At 38.4% G+C, this 21,566-nt stretch carries 16 protein-coding genes; 9 read left to right on the plus strand and 7 right to left on the minus strand.

Annotated elements, in window-relative coordinates; all coding sequences use genetic code 11:
* Positions 1 to 71 precede the first annotated feature (71 nt).
* On the plus strand, positions 72 to 3,521 hold the full coding sequence (locus C7972_RS09660) for a 4Fe-4S binding protein (RefSeq protein WP_110355960.1): 3,450 nt from the start codon (positions 72 to 74) through the stop codon (positions 3,519 to 3,521).
* On the opposite strand, the gene C7972_RS09665 is transcribed toward C7972_RS09660, so the two are convergent.
* Complete coding sequence (locus C7972_RS09665; RefSeq protein ID WP_110355961.1) at positions 3,505 to 7,008, minus strand: ATP-binding protein; 3,504 nt, start codon at positions 7,006 to 7,008, stop codon at positions 3,505 to 3,507. The two genes, C7972_RS09660 and C7972_RS09665, sit on opposite strands and share 17 nt — an antisense overlap.
* 537 nt (positions 7,009 to 7,545) lie before the next feature.
* Entirely contained in the window at positions 7,546 to 8,385 is an 840-nt protein-coding gene (locus C7972_RS09670; protein ID WP_110355962.1) for an AraC family transcriptional regulator, read from the minus strand.
* 315 nt (positions 8,386 to 8,700) lie between these two features.
* On the opposite strand from C7972_RS09670, the gene C7972_RS09675 reads away from it, so the two are divergent.
* The 5 genes from C7972_RS09675 to C7972_RS09695 all read left to right on the plus strand — a co-directional run bounded on the left by C7972_RS09675 (position 8,701) and on the right by C7972_RS09695 (position 14,352).
* Positions 8,701 to 10,893, plus strand: a complete 2,193-nt coding sequence (locus C7972_RS09675) for a M12 family metallopeptidase (protein WP_110355963.1) — start codon at positions 8,701 to 8,703, stop codon at positions 10,891 to 10,893.
* Positions 10,894 to 10,919: 26 nt separating this feature from the next.
* Entirely contained in the window at positions 10,920 to 11,822 is a 903-nt protein-coding gene (locus tag C7972_RS09680; protein ID WP_110355964.1) for a DUF4412 domain-containing protein, read from the plus strand.
* A 31-nt stretch (positions 11,823 to 11,853) separates the two neighbouring features.
* The gene (locus tag C7972_RS09685; protein ID WP_110355965.1) at positions 11,854 to 12,654 is read left to right on the plus strand and encodes a hypothetical protein; all 801 of its coding nucleotides are present in this window, start codon (positions 11,854 to 11,856) and stop codon (positions 12,652 to 12,654) included.
* A gap of 209 nt (positions 12,655 to 12,863) precedes the next feature.
* Entirely contained in the window at positions 12,864 to 13,475 is a 612-nt protein-coding gene (locus C7972_RS09690; protein ID WP_110355966.1) for a hypothetical protein, read from the plus strand.
* Between the two features lie 4 nt (positions 13,476 to 13,479).
* Positions 13,480 to 14,352 (plus strand): hypothetical protein, encoded by an 873-nt coding sequence (locus C7972_RS09695; RefSeq protein WP_110355967.1) that lies wholly within the window; start codon positions 13,480 to 13,482, stop codon positions 14,350 to 14,352.
* 242 nt (positions 14,353 to 14,594) lie between these two features.
* Here the strand turns inward: C7972_RS09695 and C7972_RS09700 are convergent, their stop codons facing one another.
* The 4 genes from C7972_RS09700 to C7972_RS09705 all read right to left on the minus strand — a co-directional run bounded on the left by C7972_RS09700 (position 14,595) and on the right by C7972_RS09705 (position 17,892).
* On the minus strand, positions 14,595 to 15,992 hold the full coding sequence (locus tag C7972_RS09700) for a sulfatase-like hydrolase/transferase (protein ID WP_110355968.1): 1,398 nt from the start codon (positions 15,990 to 15,992) through the stop codon (positions 14,595 to 14,597).
* Between the two features lie 91 nt (positions 15,993 to 16,083).
* The gene (locus C7972_RS23660; RefSeq protein ID WP_146216296.1) at positions 16,084 to 16,224 is read right to left on the minus strand and encodes a RagB/SusD family nutrient uptake outer membrane protein; all 141 of its coding nucleotides are present in this window, start codon (positions 16,222 to 16,224) and stop codon (positions 16,084 to 16,086) included.
* A 10-nt stretch (positions 16,225 to 16,234) separates the two neighbouring features.
* Entirely contained in the window at positions 16,235 to 16,390 is a 156-nt protein-coding gene (locus C7972_RS23665) for a RagB/SusD family nutrient uptake outer membrane protein (RefSeq protein ID WP_146216297.1), read from the minus strand.
* A 344-nt stretch (positions 16,391 to 16,734) separates the two neighbouring features.
* Positions 16,735 to 17,892: a hypothetical protein gene (locus C7972_RS09705; RefSeq protein ID WP_110355969.1), complete on the minus strand. Its 1,158-nt coding sequence runs from the start codon at positions 17,890 to 17,892 to the stop codon at positions 16,735 to 16,737.
* Between the two features lie 540 nt (positions 17,893 to 18,432).
* Between C7972_RS09705 and C7972_RS09710 the strand changes: the two genes are divergently transcribed.
* Positions 18,433 to 18,840: a hypothetical protein gene (locus C7972_RS09710; RefSeq protein ID WP_110355970.1), complete on the plus strand. Its 408-nt coding sequence runs from the start codon at positions 18,433 to 18,435 to the stop codon at positions 18,838 to 18,840.
* Between the two features lie 64 nt (positions 18,841 to 18,904).
* On the opposite strand, the gene C7972_RS09715 is transcribed toward C7972_RS09710, so the two are convergent.
* Positions 18,905 to 19,309: a pyruvate kinase gene (locus tag C7972_RS09715; protein WP_181422849.1), complete on the minus strand. Its 405-nt coding sequence runs from the start codon at positions 19,307 to 19,309 to the stop codon at positions 18,905 to 18,907.
* A 201-nt stretch (positions 19,310 to 19,510) separates the two neighbouring features.
* Here C7972_RS09715 and C7972_RS09720 point away from each other — a divergent pair, with 201 nt between their 5' ends.
* Together C7972_RS09720 and C7972_RS09725 are read left to right on the plus strand one after the other, a co-directional pair.
* Positions 19,511 to 20,089 carry an alkylphosphonate utilization protein gene (locus tag C7972_RS09720; protein ID WP_110355971.1) on the plus strand — a complete coding sequence of 193 codons (579 nt, stop codon included), beginning with the start codon at positions 19,511 to 19,513 and terminating at the stop codon, positions 20,087 to 20,089.
* Between the two features lie 121 nt (positions 20,090 to 20,210).
* Positions 20,211 to 21,482 carry an MFS transporter gene (locus tag C7972_RS09725; protein ID WP_110355972.1) on the plus strand — a complete coding sequence of 424 codons (1,272 nt, stop codon included), beginning with the start codon at positions 20,211 to 20,213 and terminating at the stop codon, positions 21,480 to 21,482.
* Positions 21,483 to 21,566 lie beyond the last annotated feature (84 nt).

Here is a 21,566-nt window from a genome sequence, read left to right on the forward strand (position 1 = left end):
GACCGTTCCTACACAATTATTAGGGGCGGTCTTTTATTTTTCCATAAAATCCCACCTATTAACATCACCAAATGAGCAGTCCACAATATATTATAGCCAACGGAAATCAAGCAGTTGCCCACATAGCTTATAAAACAAACGAGGTCTGTGCCATATATCCAATAACTCCGTCCTCGGAAATGTCCGAATTGGTAGAGGAATGGAGCGCGGACCAACAAGAAAATATTTATGGCAATGTACCCGCGGTTTTTGAAATGCAAAGTGAAAGTGGTGTGGCCGGGGCTATGCACGGTGCGTTGCAAACTGGATCTTTGGCAACAACCTTTACTTCCTCTCAAGGACTTTTATTGATGATGCCCAATATGTATAAAATAGCTGGGGAGTTAACACCGAATGTGATTCACGTGGCCACCCGTTCCATTGCCACACATGCACTTTCAGTTTTCGGTGACCACAGTGATATTATGGCGGTTAGAAATACAGGCTATGCCTTCCTGGGAGCAGCATCCGTTCAGGAGGCAATGGATTTTGCTTTGATATCCCAAGCAGCCTCTTTGGAATCAAGAATTCCTTTTGTACATTTTTTTGATGGCTTCCGCACCTCCCATGAAGTGGCCAAAATAGAAATGGTTTCCGATATGGTGATCAAAACCATGATGGACACTGGATTGATATGCGCCCATCGCAATAGGGCATTGAATCCCAATACCCCCGTCATTCGGGGAACTTCCCAAGGCAGTGATATTTTTTTTCAGAGCCGGGAAGCTGTAAATTCCTATTATAATGCATGTCCGCAGATCGTTCAAAATAAAATGGATCAATTTGCGAGTTTAACAGGAAGACAATACAAACTTTTTGAATATGTAGGGCATCCTGAAGCGGAGCAGGTATTAGTGTCAATGGCCTCCAGTACGGAGACCATTGAAGGAGCCATAAAACACCTCAACCAAAATGGAGAGAAAATTGGACTTATTAAAATCCGATTGTTCAGACCCTTTAGTACCCAACACTTTTTAGAGGCAATGCCAATTTCTTGCAAGGCTGTGGCGGTTTTGGATAGAACCAAAGAACCGGGTGCCCCGGGCGAGCCCTTATATCTTGATATTGTTCAATCCCTAATGTCCGCTGCAAATACCTTTATTAAACCACCAAAAATTATTGGTGGCCGTTACGGACTTTCTTCCAAAGAGTTTAGTCCGAGTATGGTAAAAGCTGTGGTGGAAAATTTGAAACAAGATATTCCAAAGAACAACTTTACAGTGGGAATTACAGATGATGTTACGCATTTAAGCCTAAATTGTACTGAGGAATTGTTTTTACAAAATCAGAATTTTCAGGCCCTTTTTTATGAAACAAATTCGAACAATACAGATAGGAGTTTTAAAAACATTTTAAAGCTACTCGGTAGTACCGATCAACATGTTCAAGGCTATTCTGAAATCGATTATAAAAAATCCGGCGGCAAAATTATTTCCAACTTAAGAATAAGCTTCCTGCCGATCAAGGCGCCTTATTTGATCCAAAATGCGGCTTTTATTGCATGTGGTTCCGAAAAATTCCTTGAAAATGACCATGTATTGAATCGTCTGGCACAAAGGGGTTCACTATTGGTCAATTCCTGTTTGAATTCAAGTGAATTTTGGAAATCCCTCCCGACCACGACCCAACAGCGACTTCTTATGCATAATGTCTCCGTTTATGTAGTAAACTTAAATTCCCTTCCAAAATATTTTAATGTGCACGGGCATAGGATCAATAGTCTGCAATGTTGCTTATTGGCCTTAAAAGATGATTTAGAAATTTTTGCAAATCTGGACCAGTTAAAAGAACAAATTTCAAAGGTCGAAATTTACAATAGTAATGAATCCAATCCAGCGTCATATATCGATGAATTTACCAATTCCCTTTTGGGGAGATTACTTGCGGGAAAAGGTAACGAAATTCCAGTAGGTGATCTTCCGATAGACGGAACTTACATGGGCAATACCCCTAAGTTAAATGACATAAGAACAGCTTGTACCTTGCCCGAATGGAATATGGATTCTTGTACGCAATGTGGTGCCTGTAGTATGGCTTGTCCGCAAGGAGCGCTTCGTATCAAAGTCTATGATGATTCTTTTTTGAACAATAAACCTTCTAGCCTAAAGGTGATGAAGACCTTAGAACCGGAATGGCAATTAAACTTGTCCAACTATACCCTACAGATAAATCCTGATCAATGTACAAGTTGTAATAACTGTGTAGATACATGTACCGTAAAAGCTCTAAAAATGGTAGATATTTCGCCGAAGCTACCAACAGAAAAAAACAATTGGGATTATTTTGTAAGTATTCCAGAAATGGACAGGTCTAAAATTGATGCCTCCAAAGTAAACCAGCAACAATTGCAAGAGCCTTTGTTCAAATACCCACATGGTGCCGAAGGCTGCGGGGAAGCGCCTTATTTAAAATTGTTATCGCAGCTATTCGGTGATAGGATGCTAGTTGCAAATGCTACCGGTTCCAGCTCTATTTTCGGAGGTGCGCTCCCAACAACCCCATGGTCTAAAAATAGTTTTGGAAGGGGCCCAGCTTGGTCCAACTCACTTTTTGAGGACAATGCTGAATTCGGTATGGGATTTCGATTATCCCTGGATCAACAGGAGCAACAGGCAAAAAAACTTATAGTGGAGTTAATGGATCAACTCGATAATGAACTAGTGCATTCAATAATGAATGCCGATCAGAAAACGGAACAACAGATCATTATACAAAGAAAAAGGGTGGACATATTGAAGACCATCCTAACCACCCTTGCTACACCGGTTGCCCAACAATTGTTAGAGGTTGCAGACAGCTTGGTAAAGAAGAGTATCTGGATTGTTGGAGGCGATGGCTGGGCCTATGATATCGGATATGGAGGATTGGATCATGTCTTGGCTTCCGGAGCCAATGTAAACATTCTGGTGTTGGACAATGAGGTCTATTCCAACACTGGAGGTCAAATGTCCAAATCAACCCCATTTGGGGCCACTTCAAAATTTGCCACAAAAGGAAAAGAAAGGCAAAAGAAAGATTTGGGGCTATTGGCTATGTGCTATGATGATGTCTATGTTGCTTCCGTAGCGATCGGGGCCGATCAAGATCAGACCCTAAAGGCTTTTTTAGAGGCTGAAAATTTTAACGGACCTTCTATAATTATAGCTTATTGTCATAGTCCAGCCCATGGAATCGACATGAAAAGTCCGAGCCAGTATCATAATATGGCTATTGCTTCCGGGCAGTGGTTACAATATCGAAATGATCCAAGAAGGGTAAAAAATGGAGAAAACGCCCTACAACTGGATTCCCAGGAACCTAGTATTCCAATTGACGATTACTTGCGAACAGAAGGGCGTTTTCAGAATATTTTTAAAAATGGTAATGGAGTTATCCATGAAATCCTCCAAATACAAAAGCAGGTGGATAAAAAATATCATAGATATAGGGCTATGTCCAATTGGAGGTCCGATGTCAACGAAGCCGTTATTTTTCATCCATAACATTAATTACTTCCATATCCTTGGGCATTCCTGAAATGGTGTACTCTGCGGATTTGGTCAAAAAATATCTAGCCACAAAATCATGGGGATTTTCATTTAGAACCTTATCAAAAGTTGCTGTTGCCTTAGGGAATTCTCTGGCAAAGAAGTATTTAGAACCTTTTTCAAATTCCTTTAACGTTTTTGCCTTAAGTTCCAATACCTCCTTTTTATCGCCATCGAAGCATTCATATATTCCGATTACCTTATTCTTGCCCTTTACCTGTACTTTTCCCAAATATCGCACCCCATAAGAATGCCTATTGGAAATGGTACTAAGGGTATTTTCGCTGATGATAATATTTGCGCCAAAATGTTTGGTCAAACCTTCCATTCTTGAGGCGGTATTCACTGTATCAGAAATAATAGCGGTGTCATTTCTATGCATATCGCCAATGATACCCATAACCAATGGCCCCCTATGCAAGCCAACACCAATTGTAATGGGTTGATTCCCTTCAGCAATTCTTCGGATATTATAATCTTGAACGGCCTTTTGCATGTCTATTGCCGATTGAAGGGCATGCTCGGCTTTATTGGGAAAGAGTGCCATGATTCCATCGCCTAAATATTGATTGACAAAACCTTTGTTTTTTAGAATCAAAGGGCCCATTTTACCAACATAGGAATTTACGAATTTGAAATTCTGTTGGGGGGTCATTCCTTCGGATAAGTGGGTGTACCCTCTTATATCACTAAAAAGTACGGTAACCTCTTTTTCAACATGATCACCCAATGCCACATCTGTAATGGCTTCCCTACCAACAGATTTAATAAATTGGGTTGGAACGAATTTACTGGTGGCCTTATGGATACCATTGAGATTTAAATGGGTTTTTATACGGCTCAGCAACTCGTCCTTCGAAAAGGGTTTGGTCAAATAGTCATTGGCACCTACGCGAAACCCTGTAACCAAATCACTTACCCTATTTTTAGCGGTTAACAATATAATGGGGAGTTCACTGGTCAAATGCTTTTCCCTAATCTTTTCACATACCTCATAACCGGATAATCCTGGCATCATGACATCCAAAAGGATTAAGTCATATTCCTCTCCATCTTCTAGCAACCTCAATGCTTCATTGCCATTGTTGGCTTCCGATATGGCATAACCTGCCACGGATAAATGGTTTTCCAGAACTCTTCTATTTATATGTTCGTCATCCACTATAAGTATTTTGCTTCGTTCGGTTTCAGATTGTTCTATTTTTTTTTCAAAACTCCTTTCTTTTATATCAAGCTGTAATGGTGATATCTTTTCAAAGGTTGTTTTACCTAGATTAGTTAATTCATCCCGTTTTTGAAGGCTGAGTGGCAGTGTAAACCTAAAGGTAGATCCTTTTCCAACTTCGGATTGTACTTCAATGGTACCTCCATGGAGCTCCACCAATTGTTTTGTAACAGAAAGCCCTAATCCGGTTCCTCCATATTCCCTTTGGACAGAACCATCGGCCTGTTCAAACGACTTGAAAATAGATCCCAATTTTTCTTCGGCAATGCCTATCCCCGTATCCGAAATGGAAATGGCGAGGTGTTTTTCCCCGGCAATAGCATTGATATTGATTTGTCCTTTATTGGTGAACTTTATGGCATTACCTATTAGGTTATGTAGAATTTGCTGTAACCTATCTTCATCTGCCTCCGCCAATGGGATGTTTTTCGGAATAGAATTGAGCAACTCTACGTTTTTGCCTTGAATGAGTGGGAACGACAGTTTCAAAACGATGTCGGCTACCGCATGGACATCAACTGGTCCAAGGTTCAATTCCAAATCGCTGTTCTTCAGTTTTGAAAAGTCGAGGATATCGTTCACCAAATGTGAAAGACGTTTGCCGCTATTGGTAATCATGTCCAAATTTTCAATGGCTTTGGATGGAAGTTTTCCCGCAGCCCCATCCTTGAGCGATTCTGAAAGTCCAATGATTCCGTTCAAGGGCGTACGAAGTTCATGGGAGGTATTGGCCAGGAATTCATCTTTTAACTTATCGATTTTCTGTAATTCTTCTACCCGCTCTTTTTCAATTTGGGTTTTTTGACGTTCTTCTTCTATTAGTAGTTGTTTTTTTTCCGCTTCCCTCCTATCTTTTTGTTTCCTTTTATATCGATTAAATATGATATATGAAAATAGTAAGAAAACAATGGAAAGACCAATGATCACATTCCTGATAATTCGTTGTCTTTCCAGTAATAGATCTTTAATTTCAGCATCTTTCTCCAGCGCCGTAATAGCCTCCTGTTTTTTTTCCGAGTCGAATTTAACTTGTAATTCCTGGATTTGTTTCGACTTAGTTTCATTGAACAAACTATCCTTAACAAGTATATACTTTTCCTTCCAGAGCAGGGCATTTTTATAATCTCCTTTTGCTGCGTGTACCAATGACATTATTTCATAGGCCTCTTGTGCCGATGACATTGCTCCTATTTCTTCAGCAAGTTGAATTGCTTGATCCAAATGTACCTGTGCTTTCCTGTAATCCCCTAGCTTAAAATAATCTCTACCCACATGGGTATGGCTTTCAGATAACTCCCTTTTCTGATTAAGTTCCTGTCGGATTTCCAAAGCTTTTAAATGTACCCTTAAAGCTTCATTATAATTCTCCTGTAAACTATGAACTTCTCCTATGGCCTCAAAATCATAGGCGGTTCCCCATGAACTTTTAATTTCCTGATCTAAAACAAGGGCTTTATTGAAAAAGTTTAGGGCTTCTTTATAATTACTTTTCAATTGGTAAATGCCACCTATATTAAAATAAGCATTGGCCATATCCCCCTTGTATCCTAATGTACTGAATGTCTCTAGGGCTTGGGTATAATTATCCATAGCCTCTTCCAATTTATGGTCTTTCTTCAAGAGGTCACCCAAGGCGTTTTGGATGGTGGCAATACTATAGGCGTCATTCCTAGCTTCATATATTTTTAAGATATTGTAATATATTTCGGTACTCTTTTCGTAATCGCCTTGATCATCAAGAATAATGGCTTTTTGATATAAACCATTGGCCAAAGCAACACTGTCTTTTACTTCTTCACTATATTTTAGATATTTTTCCAAATATCCCAGAGCATCGCCATAATTTCCTTTTTGTCTCTCCAGAACGGCATATTGATAATTGGCCGTTGATATGCCTTGTTTATTATTGGTTAAGGTGCTAAGTTGATAGGTACTGTCTATATATACTTTTGCCAATGACATATTGGACCGAGTGTTTAAATATTCCCATGAAATATTTTTTAATGTCTGGATCCTGGCGGAATCGGATACCGAATTTTTCAAGACCTGTTGTAGACTATCAATTTTGGTGGTCTGACCAAAGGCGGAAGCAAACAAAATGCAGGCTATTATGGATAAAATTTCTTTCATTTTGATAGGTGGTAATAGGTCGGCTTTTACATTAAAATTAATGTTTAAAGGTGAAACTCCAAAAATAGGCTCGGATATGTTGGGCATTTTGTTGTCTTACGAATAAGATGGGATATTGGCAAAAGGGATAAAACAGGAAATAAATGTTTAAAAATACATTATTCGGATACGGAAAATTATAGATGTATTTAATCTGTAGGAAAAATGATTTTAAATAGCGCATTATAATGCACTTTAACACATAGTTTAAAGGAGTAAAGGATTACCTTCTAGGGTATCAGACAAAGCTTAAAAGACTTTTGAAGGTTGGATTTCATCATGCAGTTTGTAGTTATCCCATACGAAGAAATCAATTTTCCCACCAACTAACCAACCCAACGGAGACTGATAGAACCTCGTATGTTTAAAATGGATAAAAAAAAGGGATTAAGCATCTCCCCAAATACAATCGCCTCCTCCATACTAAAGTCTATTTAAACAGTAACAAAGGGACTACTTTGAACTTTGCCATAGCCTTGCGTCAAAATTTATATATCGCTATAATTTTATTTTTCAGTAGATCTTATAACCATGGAAGAAAAATTCAAAAACCGATTGAACCTGGCAAAGGAGATTAAGGATATGTTACTTTAAACCTCTACCCAAATATGTTTTCACATATGCATGTCGTCCGCTTAAAAAGTTTTCAGGGCTAGCTCCAATAAACTTATTGAAATCCTTAATAAAATGTGCCTGATCATAATAACCGCAATCCAAGGCCAAATGATGTAGTTTGTCCGTAGCAGAAGTGTTCAATAGTTCAAAAACAGTATTGATCTGTATAACCTTACAATAATACTTAGGTGGCATCCCAACCACATTTTTAAAAACTCTTCTAAAATGCCGCAAGCTAATACCTGCTTGTTCCGCTAAAGTGGACTGTTGGATAATTCCATTGGTCTTGAAAATATTCGCTATGGCTTGGTCCAACCAGTCTATTGGAGCCAATCGGTCTTTGAGAAGCTCCCCCAGATAATCCAATAATAAGGAGATACGTTGTTCTTGATCAATATCTTCGGATAATTTATAAATTAGTTGGCTACAATCAATTGGAGATTCCGCCCCTAGGGCCTTCCACCTATTTAAGAAATAAGAACCTGGTTTGTGAAACAGATAATAAGTAGCGGTCGGGTGTAGTATAATGCCAAGATTGTCCAAAATACCATTAACACTAAACTTTACAGTGGCATTGTAAATCTGTCCTCCTATATTGAGTTTGGATTTTGGTGATAATTTTAGGTTGTCGATCTTAAACTCTGGAATGAATCCCTGTGAAAATATCAATAGTGGAAATCCCGTTGCGTACATAGGCTGACCCGTTAATGCTACGGACTTGTATGATTTTCCAACAATCACCCCAAGGACACTCCCTTGCAATTCCGGTGGGATATCATAGTCTAATTTCTTTGCAAAATCCTTAACCACAAATCTATCAAATAAGTCCTTAAATACTACATGTCCGTTTTATACAATGGTATTATCAAGGCAAAAATTAACTTTAAAGATATCAAAAGTTGTTGGAAACAAGAACTGAAACATTGACTTTTCAGTCTTTAAAAACGTGTCACATACTTTGGAACAACTATCTAAGGTCAAAAATAAAGTGGAGCCCTTATGGATGAACAAAACAAAAAGGCCCAAAATTAATCGCTACACCAAATGATTATCCCAAAGTTCTTATATGAAGTGAACATACTTATATATGACAACTCAAATAAAAGAAACAAACATTATTGATCAATGAAAACAAAACTCTATATAGGCATATTAATATTACTATTATCCGCTCCAACCTTAATCGCCCAAAATTTTACCGACAATTTTCAAAAAGAATCCATCAACAGTCGGCCTACTCATTGGACCTCGGTAAAAGGCAAGGGACTCATCACAGAATTGGATGGTAAAAAGGTACTTAAACTCGATCGTTACACCGTTCTAAAACCAACCATCAACGGACAGGACAACCACTATTTAGGGAATGAATTTACTATTGAGTTCGATGCTTTTTTTGATAAAGTTCCAGCGTCAACCAGACAATATTATATCATCAACCTTTGGGAAGGAACTGGTGTTCATGGTGAAAACGATAAACATACCGATCCATATATGATTTTTCGCCATGGTATAAATGTCACCGGATCTATCGTCAACAGAAAAAGAATAAAAGAATTAGAAGTACTGGAGCAGGTCTGGCGCCATATTAAGTTAGAATATGCTAAAAATACACTCAAAATATTTATTGATGACCAATTGGTGCACCAACAACCAAACTTATTTTATAAACCAAAAATGGTGTCCTTAAGTGCCAGAAATGCTAACGGACGAAATGGCATTACCAATTTTACTTTAATAGGTGAGACTGAAAAAAATCTTACTGGGTCTCCAGAAATTTGTATCACAGAGGATTTAATTATACCAACTACTTTTCAAGTCAACGCTTTAGTTTCATCCAAAGATCTTCTATGGGAAAATGGTAAAACCTTAAAGGTGTCTTTCCTGGACACACCATCCAATATTGTGAAAACAAATATTATTAACTATGCCAAAGCATGGGAAACATATGCAAATATAAAATTCGAGTTTATAGATGGCTCAGATGGTGATATTCGTATCGGGCTTAAAAAAGGTGGGTCATGGTCTAAAGTTGGTACAGATGCATTGAATTATCCGGAAGATGAACAAACAATGAATTTTGGATGGTTTACCGACACTACTAGTACCGCTAGTTTTAGGCGTACCACTATTCATGAATTTGGACATGCCATTGGTCTAAAACATGAACACCAAAATCCTACGGGAGGTATTTGTTGGGATTGGGAAGCTGTATACGATTATTACGAAGAGGAAAGCGACTGGAGTAAACAGAGAACCAAAAATAACCTAGAAATGCTGTCCAACAACAGCGTAGGGAATGCAACAGCGTACGATAATAAGTCTATCATGCATTATACCATACCCAATTCCATCACCAGCTGTGAATATTCGGTAGGATGGAACGATCAACTCTCAGAAATGGATAAAAAACTTATATCCAATTTTTACCCTTTTCGCAAACCAAGGCACACCATAGGCCCTAATATTTATAATTATAACTGGACAGCAGGATGGGATAGCGTAGAATTTTTGTACCAGGGAGGTCAAACTTATTTACTTCTCTTAAAATCAAGCACTGGTGATGTGCATATACACAAAATGAGAGGGGATGGCTCTGTAGGGGAAAGAATTTTTGATAAAAAGTATAGCTCTGGATGGACATCCGCCAAGTTTTTCGAAGTCAATAGTAAAAGCTATTTATTTCTGTTAAAACAAAGTACTGGTGATGTGCACATACATCAAATGAATAGAGACGGCACGGTTGGTCAAAGAATTTTTGACAAAAAATGGACTTCAGGTTGGAGTGAAACCCAATTTTATACAGTTGGGAATAAAACATACCTATTCTTATATAAATACCAGACAGGAGATGTACATGTAAATAGAATAAATTCAAATGGTACGGTAGGTGACTTAATATTTAATAGAAAATGGACGCCAGAGTGGACAACTGCTTCCCATTTCAAAACCAATAACAAAAGTTATATGTTCCTTATTAAAAAAAGAACTGGAGATGTTCACATTAACGAAATAAAAACCGATGGAACAATTGGCCAAAAGGTTTTTGATGAAAAATGGACCCAAGGATGGACAACGGCGGAATTTTACAGGACCAACGCGCAGTCTTATCTATTCCTATTAAAATTAAAAAACGGAGATGCAAAGCAGTTTTATATTACAGACAACGGTCAAAGAGGAGAAATCATTTTCGATAATAATGCTAACTGGACCTCGGGCTGGAGCCACGCAAAATTTTATTCGGTGGGGCAAAATAACTATATGTTTTTACTAAAAGAAGAAAATGGAACGGTACATACACACATTATTTATTCAAATTAATCATCTCAATAAAAACAATTAATACAATGAAAACTAAACGTACGCTTATAATGATAACCTGTTTTTTAATAGGAATACATGCCAACGCACAATTTCTCAAAAAGCTAAAGAAGAAAGCTGAAAATGCTGCCGAACGAACCATTTTAAACAGAGCGGACAAAGAAGTTACCAAAACCACCAACAAGGCCATAGATTCCATTACAAAAGGAGGTAGCAGCAAGAAGGATAACTCCAAAACGATTGGTGAAACCGAAAAAAACACACCTTCCAAGGAAACCACCCAAAAAGAAAGGCAGGCTCAGGAAAGTAAAATAATGAACATTTTCGGCGGAGGATTGGAAGGCATCCCGGATACGTATGAATTTCAGTACGTCATGGATATGTCCTTAACCACCAAAAAGGATAAGATGGAGATGAAATACTATATACAACCCGATGCTACCTATTTTGGAAATGCCATAGCGGACAAAAGAGCCAACAGCATTATTGTATACGACATGGAAAACCAAGCCATGGTAACCTTTATGGACAATGGAACACAAAAAATGGCGATGAAAATGCGGATGCCCTTTGATGCCGAGGCACAAAAGGAAATGGCCAAAAGCAACACAAACCAAGAAAATCTAAAAATCACCCCCTTAGCCAGTAAGACTATTTTAGGGTTTAACTGCAGTGGATACCAAATTGAACAAGAAGATGGTATCAGTAAGTTTTATATCACCAATGAAGCGCCAGTTAGTTTTGTAGGTGTGTTTTCCAGTGTGGAGCAAATGCCGAAAACGGGTTATTATGCCACTATTCCTTTCGATGAAAAATCTATGATCATGGAAATGGAATACATCTCCAACAAAAGAAAGCGGGACAATATGCATATGATTTGCACAAAATTGGAAAAGCATCCTATCACGATCAACAAAGCCGACTATTAAGGAGAAATATAAACCGTTAAACACGCGCATTATGAAAACAACATCTCTGCTACTAACCCTTTGTTGGTTTGTATTGCCAGCGACACTCTCTGCCCAAATTGGGGGAAGCGTCTTTGAAATAACCAAAAAAGCACAGCAAGAGGCCAAAGGCGAAGCGGATGATGCCGCTGAGAAAGCAAAAGAAGAGCATGCGATGGAAAATATAACTAAGGGGCTAGAGGCATTTGGGCAAAGCCTAAGCGAATCTAGCGAAATGCCAATGGAGATTCGATGTATCAATCTGATGGGTGATCATGCGCTGAATATGTATTTAGTTCAACACAAAATTGAATCTGCAAATAGTTGTAAAGCTAAAAAACAACTATTGGAGATGCAAGCACTACAGGTGCTCTCGGCGGGAACTCGAATTTATTGTCCAGAAGAACTTTATAGTGATGTAGTTTATTATGGTACCTCAATTTTAGAATTGTACTTCTCATTGAAATCACAAAATTATATTCCTGGTACACGCGAGTTGGAAGATTCACTAGATAATATCAAAGAAGCGAGTTTAGTCTTTGGAAACCCATATTCTTTAAATTTAAACACCTTGCTAACATTGGATAAAGATTATAAATCATACGATAAAGAAGGGTTGTTGGACTTAGATGCCCTCTTGTTAGATCTACTCGATTATGAATCTATACCTGAATCGGATGTGGAATGGCAAAATAAAAAAAAAGATTTCTTTACTGAACTCATGAATTATATAACCTATTTTGATTCCCCCATTTTTATGTTAAAAAGATCTAATCAAATTAATTTCACAATCGAGAATCTCCCGTGCAAATAAAAAACAAAACTGAGCAATTTCATCTGATCCATGCACCGTTGATGCAAAAGCAAGGTTTAATGGCGATATTGATAATAGGGTAAAGGATTTGAACGAAAATATGGAAAGTACCAGGGGCCGCTGGCAGAAGTATTTGGCCAAGGTCAAAATAAAGTAAGTGCCTTAAAAATAAACTTCAAAAAATCATTAGTTGTAAAAAAAGAAAATATATGAAGACTATAAAGTTCAAAATATTACTAATAGGACTAGCACTATTAAGTAATTCCTGCTGGGAAGAAACAAAAAAATTGGGGGATGAAATTCAAAATACTACCAAAATAATAAAAAATGCGAAAAACGTGGCCAAAGAGGCTACGGGGATGCAGGAGAATATAAAGTTACTGCGCAATAAAGAACCGCTTACCAAAGAACAATTTGAATCTTGGTTGCCAGAGACATTGGCCAATATGCCGCTTACATCGTCTATGATCAATATGATTCCCGGAATGGGGTCTTGTGGAGGAACCTATCACGTGGGGAACAAAAGAATACGTGTCATGGTCATTGATGGTGCTGGTGAAAAAGGAGCTGGAGGCGTTGGCCCTTATCGAATGTCGAGTAAAATGAACTACGACACCAAAGGTGATTGGGGATCCACAAAAACAGTGCTTATAGACGATGTGAAAGTAAAAAAGAGCTATTTAAAATCGAGTAACTCGTACGACCTCTCTATGTTTTATGCCGAACGGTTTGCTGTAGATATAAAAACAAATGAAATAGATGAAGTTACATTGGAGAAAATTGTCAAAGAACTTAATCTAAGTGAATTAAAAAAATTTTAAAACGATGAAACACTACAGGATATTAATTATTTTAATTGTTCTTATCGGCTGCAACGATACCCCTTCTTCGAAAGCGAAGACAACAAAAGCTTTAGCCGGAAATATACCAACCACAACTTCTGAAACCAGAATAAAATCAAAAGAAGATAATGCTTTAGATAAGAATATTGAAACCACAAACAATCAAGATGATTGGTATTGGAAAAATACCCAAATGAGCAAAAACAATGCCTTTGAAAATTGGGAACATGGTCTGGTAGATCTGGTGATGGAGTATCGATTAAGACATAACGAAACCACCCCAAAAAATCTAAAGGTCGGTTATATTGACGATAATGGTTCAATTAATATCACCTTACCTGAGAATACCCCTACGGAGACCAGTCTAGATAACTTAGGAAATTTAGTGTTTTACGATATCCAGGATATTTCCACATTGAACTATGGGAACCCGGATGCAGGTTATTTGTCCAAGACCACATTAAATGTTTTAAAAAACGGTGAGCTTATTGGAGCCCTAACATTGGGGAATTCCGTTCGTGTCACTTATAACCTTACCAACCAGAGTACTTTATCCATGGGCGATGAGGGTTATCTAATCTCCTGGGCCTATCTAGAGGAAGCTGCCAGTATGAAGGGTACCGAAAAAACTAAAAATAAGGTACGGAGAGATGGAACAAACACCCTAGAAGTAGAAAACACCGTGGTTTATGACCTCGATTTTAAACCTGGCTGGAATTTTATAAAAACAGAAGTTATTGGTAAATATGACCTTGTACACGAACGAGGATTGAATGCCTCCTGGTTTAAAAAGCACCATCATAGGGTAGTTTCAGAAATACCGGAAGATGCGGCCTATTATTTTAGGTTTCCTTAATGCCATTTAGCCCGTTATATACATCAGAGCCATACCTCACTGATTCCATCAATAATGTATTTCAATCGAGCATGTTCGTCTTAAATGGCAAAGGTCTTCCAATCCATAAAAAATAAAAAAGCAACAACAGTTTCCCAATGTTCCTCTTATGACCATACCAACTCAAGTTACTGTAGTTCGGTCTACATGATTTAGGTAGTACCTACCAACCGTAATTATACATTTAACAGGCAAATAATTCATTATTGCTTCATTTCTGACCGAACCGATTTTATCCAGGAATTGTGCAACTGTAAAAGTTCGTCCTTTTTTTTGGGATTGGATTTCGCCAAATTATTTTTTTCGCCAATATCTTTATCCAAATTGACTAGGAATAATTTGTCCAAATTCTTTTTCGCGCCCTGCCCTGATGGCTCGTTAACGTTGCCTATAAGTTTCCAAGACCCCTTGCGAACAGCCCATTGTGCGGTTTTATCATCATAATTCCCAAACTGCCAATGCACCACCTCATGGCGTGATTCCTTTTTGCCATCCAAAATAATGGGCATCAGGCTTTTCCCATCAATGTTATCTCCTACTTCTGAATTGGTCAATTCACCTATGGTACTAAACCAATCCATCTCCATGCTAAGCTGGTCGCGCACCTCATTGGCAGGAACTACTCCTGGATACCGGATAATGGCCGGCACACGGATTCCCCCTTCAAACAAACTAAATTTACTTCCTCGATACGGACCTGCATTTCCACCTCCCCAGAAAGCACGTTCTTCCAAGGAATGTCCATGGTCCGATTGAAAAATGACTATGGTGTTCTCCGCTAGGCCCATTTCGTCCAGATAATCAAGAACAATTCCAATTTTTTCATCCGTATTGGAAACAAAAGCTGCATATTCCTTTCTGGGAGTTGGCAGATTCTTGTAATAGTCCAACCACTTTGTGGTTCCTTGGTAGGGATAATGCGGGGCGTTAAATGCCCAATAAATAAAAAATGGCTCGTTCCTTCTGTGATTGATTACCTGCTTTACCTCTTCGGCCATTAGATCCGTAAAATGTTCCCCATCATAATAGACCTCTTCCATATTTCTGTACAGATCGTGCTTATTGGGACCGTCCCAGTAAAAGGTGTGGGAATAATTATCAATACAACCCCGCTGATGTCCGAAAAAATAATCGAACCCTTGTCCGTTCGGCAAATTCTGCTCCCGATGGCCTAGATGCCATTTACCAATTAAAGCCGTGTAATAGCCATTGGGTTTAAGCATCTCCGCCATGGTAATCTGCTCTGTTGGAAGTCCATATTCCCCGCTTTTTTCGGCGCGTTCCGGTATTGGCACATTGCCCTCCAATCCAGCCCGTAAATTGGTCTTACCCGTCATCAGTGCAGCCCTGGACGGTGAACAGACCGGTGCTCCCGCATAGAATTGTGTAAACCTCACCCCCTCCTTCGCAAGCCTGTCCATATTAGGTGTATACAAATCCGTTGCCCCGTAAGAATTAAGATCTATGGAACCTTGGTCATCTGTCATTATAACAATTACGTTAGGTCTGCCCTTAGTAGTGGTCTGTGCATAAGCATTTAGGGGTAAGGAAATGAATAATATTCCCAAGCCAATCGTTATCGCGTTTTTAAATACTCCCATTCTATTTATTTATTTAATTCAATATCCATTATTTTGTTCCCAATTCGGATTTAATAAAATAGCCCTATCCGGTAAAGGCCACAAATAATCCCTATAGCGCTAAACTTTGTTTCGCAATTACATTACCGTCTTTATCAACGCTATCTTCCTTCATATCGATTTCGGCAGTTCCAAACCTAATAACATCTTTGTAATCTAGACCTTCCCCTGCAAATTCAACTCTACGTTCCAAACTTAAAACATCAGGGACCCCTTCTAAGGCCAAGTGTTACGTCTGTTATCGCCACCAACCCTCCGTTCCTAACAAAATTGATGGCCTCGAAAGCCTTGTCGGCAGGTCTATTTACCTCATTCTCCACTTCGGCAATAGTAAATAAAATTTCGGCAAAACTGAACAAAATTGGATTTAATTCCTATTGATTGGCCTGCGGTGGAGTTCTTTTGACATTGTCAACAAAATACGTATATTTTTTAAATGCTAATCCCATTGGATTGGCAAAAAGTTCATTGTACACGACCAATTCCCTATTGTACATTGCCCCTATAGCTATGTAAGTTTGCTATAAACGCGGGTCACTTTAGGCACTTGGATTTTCCCAATCATACCATAGGAAAAAGCATGGTGTGAAATGTGGGCTTATAATAATGCCACTTTTAACTTCGAAACCAAAATATATTTTGAAGTACCTCCTACCAAGCTTTCACGAATTGCCGCTAGGCTACAATATACGTACTACTGGCTTTATGTTTCGGACAGTAGATTCCGAATTTTATCCAAAAAATCCATTTCCTCATAGGGTATCATGTCCAAAATGTATCCGAGTACTTCACGTATATTTTGTGCTGGTTCGGGAACAATCCTCGAAGGAGAATTTTCCATACCTAGGGCCATGACACAGACCTTTATTAGGTTGGAAATCATTAAGGACGTATCTAAATAACCCTCGGATATAAGGTTTACACAAAAAAGTTCCTTCCTACTTGGATAGCGTTGTAATGTACTGAAATGCTTTTTGGTCAATTCCTTTAATTTATCCATTAAAACATCATCTTCCGATTCCAGAATATGGCTATTAGTGGTATTTGTGTGATTGCAAGGGATTTCTATATGGGGCAATTGTTTGTCCAAAGAGGAGCGGCATTGGGCAATTTTATCCGAAAATAGTTTGGAGACCAAAGTATACATCAGGGCTGTATTCTCTTGTATTTTATGAATCCGAACCTTTTCAAGGGGATGATTATCCTCGTAGGTTTTAGCGATATTGGCCTCATCCAATATTCCCAAAAGAGTTGTTTGTTGCTCTTCCTCTGTACTAAAAAGGAAGTTTAATTCAGGAACATAGGTCTTTATATTGCTATGATGTTCCTGGAGGCTATGGAACAGACATTCTTCGCCCATCATAAATACTTCTACGTTGCGATATAACAATTCAATAATCTGATGGAACAACAATATCGGGTGCCGCAAATTGCCCTTCTCCAAAAAGTAATTGGCTCCATCCATTAAATAATTTACTTTATCCAACTCCTTATTGAAATCCAAGTACATCCTATCCAATTGTGTTGGCTTCACATTATATTTATAAAACAAGTCGATATTCTCTGTGGAACTGGAATAAACCAGATGCGTCCAAAGACAACCATGAACGAAAAATAAGTTCTGTTCCAATAGTTGCTGACGGGCATATTCAAAAGAAAAAACCCTGTACAGGAAACCATTATCTTCCTCACATATATCTTCCAATATTAAGGACAGTTCCTCGGATTTGGTGGAACAATTTGGGTCCAGTAGGATTATGAACAATCTATTATCTATGTTCCGGTCCGAAGTTAATTTGTAAATAAGTTTCACCTCGGGCAACAAAATAAGCTTACTAAGGATTTGTGGTATGGATGCCATTTTACTAATACTAAATTGAACAATTATTTACAATATCTCACAGGCTTAAAGACAGGATAAGGAATTCCTAATGCAGCGGTGGCATTAACCCCCTGAATTTAACAGCCTTGAATAAATTAATGGTTCTGGACCCTTAGGTCGTTGCACGCTTTATTTCAAAAGTGTGTAAAATTTAAAAATATAGGGTTGGAATATCAATGCATGGTCGGATACCATGAAAAAGCGTAGTACGTAAATTATGGAACAAATACCATTTAAAAATCTCTTGGACAATAAATTGGTATGGATATAAGAACCGAAAAAAAGTGTGGCGTTAATCCCATAACGAATATCCTATATAAAATTCTATTTACTAATTAAGTTAGCTCCTCTACTCCCGTACTGCCCTTCAGTATTTTAGAGTACCATCACAGGTAACAGTTTCCCAACAATTAACCTTTTCTTTTTGCGTAGATTTGTGTAACTTGATAGCAACTTTACTACAACAAATATAGTTGATAATTATCAACATTTCTTAATTTACGGCAACTATTTTCTGGAATGAATAGAATTTTAACAATTTTTAGTACCGTGGCAGAAACTGAAGGCATTAGCATATCTGCACTTGAAAAGTCTATTGGGGCCAGTAAAGGGGTACTATCCAGGGCTTTAAAACACGGAACCGACATCCAGGTCAAATGGCTGAATGCCCTCGTTGAAAATTATCCCAATTATAGCCCCGAATGGATATTGACCGGGAAGGGCCCCATGTTAAGGAACCAAGGAACCACCGACCTTCATCAATTAAAGGAAGAAGGGGATACTTACCAACTTTATGAGCAAATAGCCCTTTTAAAGGAACGTATAGAAATTTTAAAAACGGCGAATGAAGCCCTAAAGGCAAATAATACTTCCCTAATGGAAATTAAGCAAATGTTGAAAAAACGGATCGAGGACCTAGAGCAATAAACCAACAAGAATAGCTGTTTTAGATAACAAGGGTTCCGTGTAAGGCTTGCCATAAGCTAAAAGGCTATACTTTTTTAAAAAGTTCTATAGCAGCCATGGAAGACTCTTCAGAACCTTCCAGCATCCCCTTCTCCTCAAATAGCTCATATATAATTTTCTTTTCCTGCATATTAAAGGAGCGCTGTTGAAACCAATCGTTTACCGCTATCTTTTTATTCTCCTCCCTGGACTTTTGTTTTATTTCATCGGTCACTTTATGCCAATACACCCATCGGTTGGTAGCAAGGGAATAGCCAATTTCATTGTTGATCATGGATCTTATAGGCTTGTTTCTAAGTCTAACACCATTCTCCAAGACTGCCAAAGTCTTGGTAAGACGCACCACTTCCGAAAAAGAATACCTAAAAAAATCGCCAAATCCGTTTTGACTTACATTATATAATTTATCCCCTATTTTTAAGTCGTCCATAAAAAAGAAAACAAAAATAATGGTCCAACCCACTTAAGTAAAGTATTGCTACAAGAACTTATAAACAATGTCACCTTAAAACAATATTTGGAAATAAGGCCCAATCCGGTTTTGGGATAATTCCAATTCTCCTTTTTTTTACAATTCCATAGTCTCCATTAATCCAATTCTTTTACATTTGTCCGTATAAAATCTATTACAATGAATATTGAAAGGGAATTGGGCAAAAGAAGCAATCACCAATGTGAGTTATGTGCCAATACGGAAAAATTAAGTGTATTTGAAGTTCAACCACCTAGAAATGGAGGTTTGGAAGCAAATTTATTGGTTTGTGAAGTCTGTAAGGAACAAATTGAAAATCCAGATACGACAGATTCAAATCACTGGCGCTGTTTAAACGACAGTATGTGGAGCGAGCATACTCCAGTAAAAGTTATAGCATGGCGTATGTTAAGCCGATTAAGAAATGAAGGATGGCCTCAGGATCTCCTGGATATGCTTTATTTGGAAGATGAGGTATTGGATTGGGCAAAAGCTACGGGTGAAGGTGCACCTTCCGAGAACCAAATAATACATAGAGACAGTAATGGTGCCGTTATTGAGGCAGGTGATAGTGTTGTCCTTATAAAGGATCTACCGGTTAAGGGGTCCAGTATGGTGGCTAAAAGAGGTACCGCTGTAAGGCGTGTTTCCCTAGATCATGATAATGCGGAATACATAGAGGGTAAAGTTGATGGCCAACAAATTGTTATCCTAACAAAATTTGTCAAGAAAATATAGCTCTTGTTTACCCTAGGGTAAATTGTGAATCTTTGTTGGCACTATTATCCCTTATTGTCCAACACTGGAATATATATATATATATATATATATTAGGATGTAGACCAATTTAAAATAGTTCATGGCAAATAGAGACCCCTATGCCGCACTGAGATATAAGGAATTCAACGTTTTTTTGCTGGTCCGTTTTGCCATGGTCTTTGCTTGGTCCATGCAGTTCGTGGTTATAGAATGGGAAGTTTATTCCTTGACCAAGAATCCCCTTTCTTTGGGGCTGATTGGACTTATGGAAGTTATTCCCGCCGTATCATTGGCACTGTTTGCCGGTCATATTGTGGACCAAAAGGAAAAAAAGGGGTTACTTCTAAAATGCATTTTGGGCTTTTCCATAATAAGCCTAGGGCTGTTTTTACTTACTTGGCCCCATATTATAATGGGTTGGTCCAAAAATGCTGTTTTGTATTCCATTTATTTTTTAGTATTTCTTGGGGGTATTGTAAGGGCATTCCTAGGGCCGACCATCTTTTCCCTATTCGCATTGATAGTTCCAAAAAAAGTATATCCCAATGCCGCTACCTGGAGTAGTTCGGTTTGGCAGATGGCAGCTGTTCTGGGACCTGCCTTAGCAGGGTTTAGCATTACTCTTATCGGGGTACATTGGTCTATGTGCCTAATTTTTGCCTTTTCTTTAATGGCACTCCTTATCTTGACCAAAATAAAAAAGAAACCCATTTTAAACCCCAATATTGGGGAACCAGTCGTTAAAAGTTTAAAAGAAGGGGTGAAATTTGTATTTGGGACCAAAATTATATTGGGAGCAATTACCTTGGATATGGTTGCTGTCCTTTTTGGTGGGGCCATAGCCCTGTTACCTATTTATGCACAGGATATACTTAAGGTTGGGCCCGAGGGATTTGGAATTTTACGTGCCGCCCCAGCGGTTGGCGCATTACTGATCATGTTTACCTCCGCCTATTTCCCATTAAACAAACACGCAGGCCTAAAACTTTTGGGATCTATTTTTGGTTTCGGCCTATGCATTATTACCTTCGGACTTTCCACATCGTTTTGGGTTTCCGTCATGGCACTCTTTTTTAGTGGTGTTACCGATGGCATTTCCATGATCATTCGGCAAACTATTTTACAATTAAGGACACCGGATCATATGCGTGGTAGGGTAGCTTCAGTAAATTCCATGTTCGTTGGTTCCTCCAATGAGTTGGGGGCATTTGAAAGTGGACTAACGGCCAAATTGATGGGCACGGTCACTGCAGTCGTTTTTGGTGGTTGCATGACCTTGATCACAGTACTATTTACCGGTGCCATCTCCCCCACTTTCAGAAAACTGGATTTGAGGAAAGATTTGGAGGAACACGAAAACGAAGGGGATTAATATATAAAAACCATCAAACAAACCACTTGCTTTTAACTCCCATCAAAAGCCACTGTCCAGTTTCCAGATAATAGATACCGCTTA

The organism is Arenibacter sp. ARW7G5Y1, assembly GCF_003201775.1.
Taxonomy (GTDB): Bacteria; Bacteroidota; Bacteroidia; order Flavobacteriales; family Flavobacteriaceae; genus Arenibacter.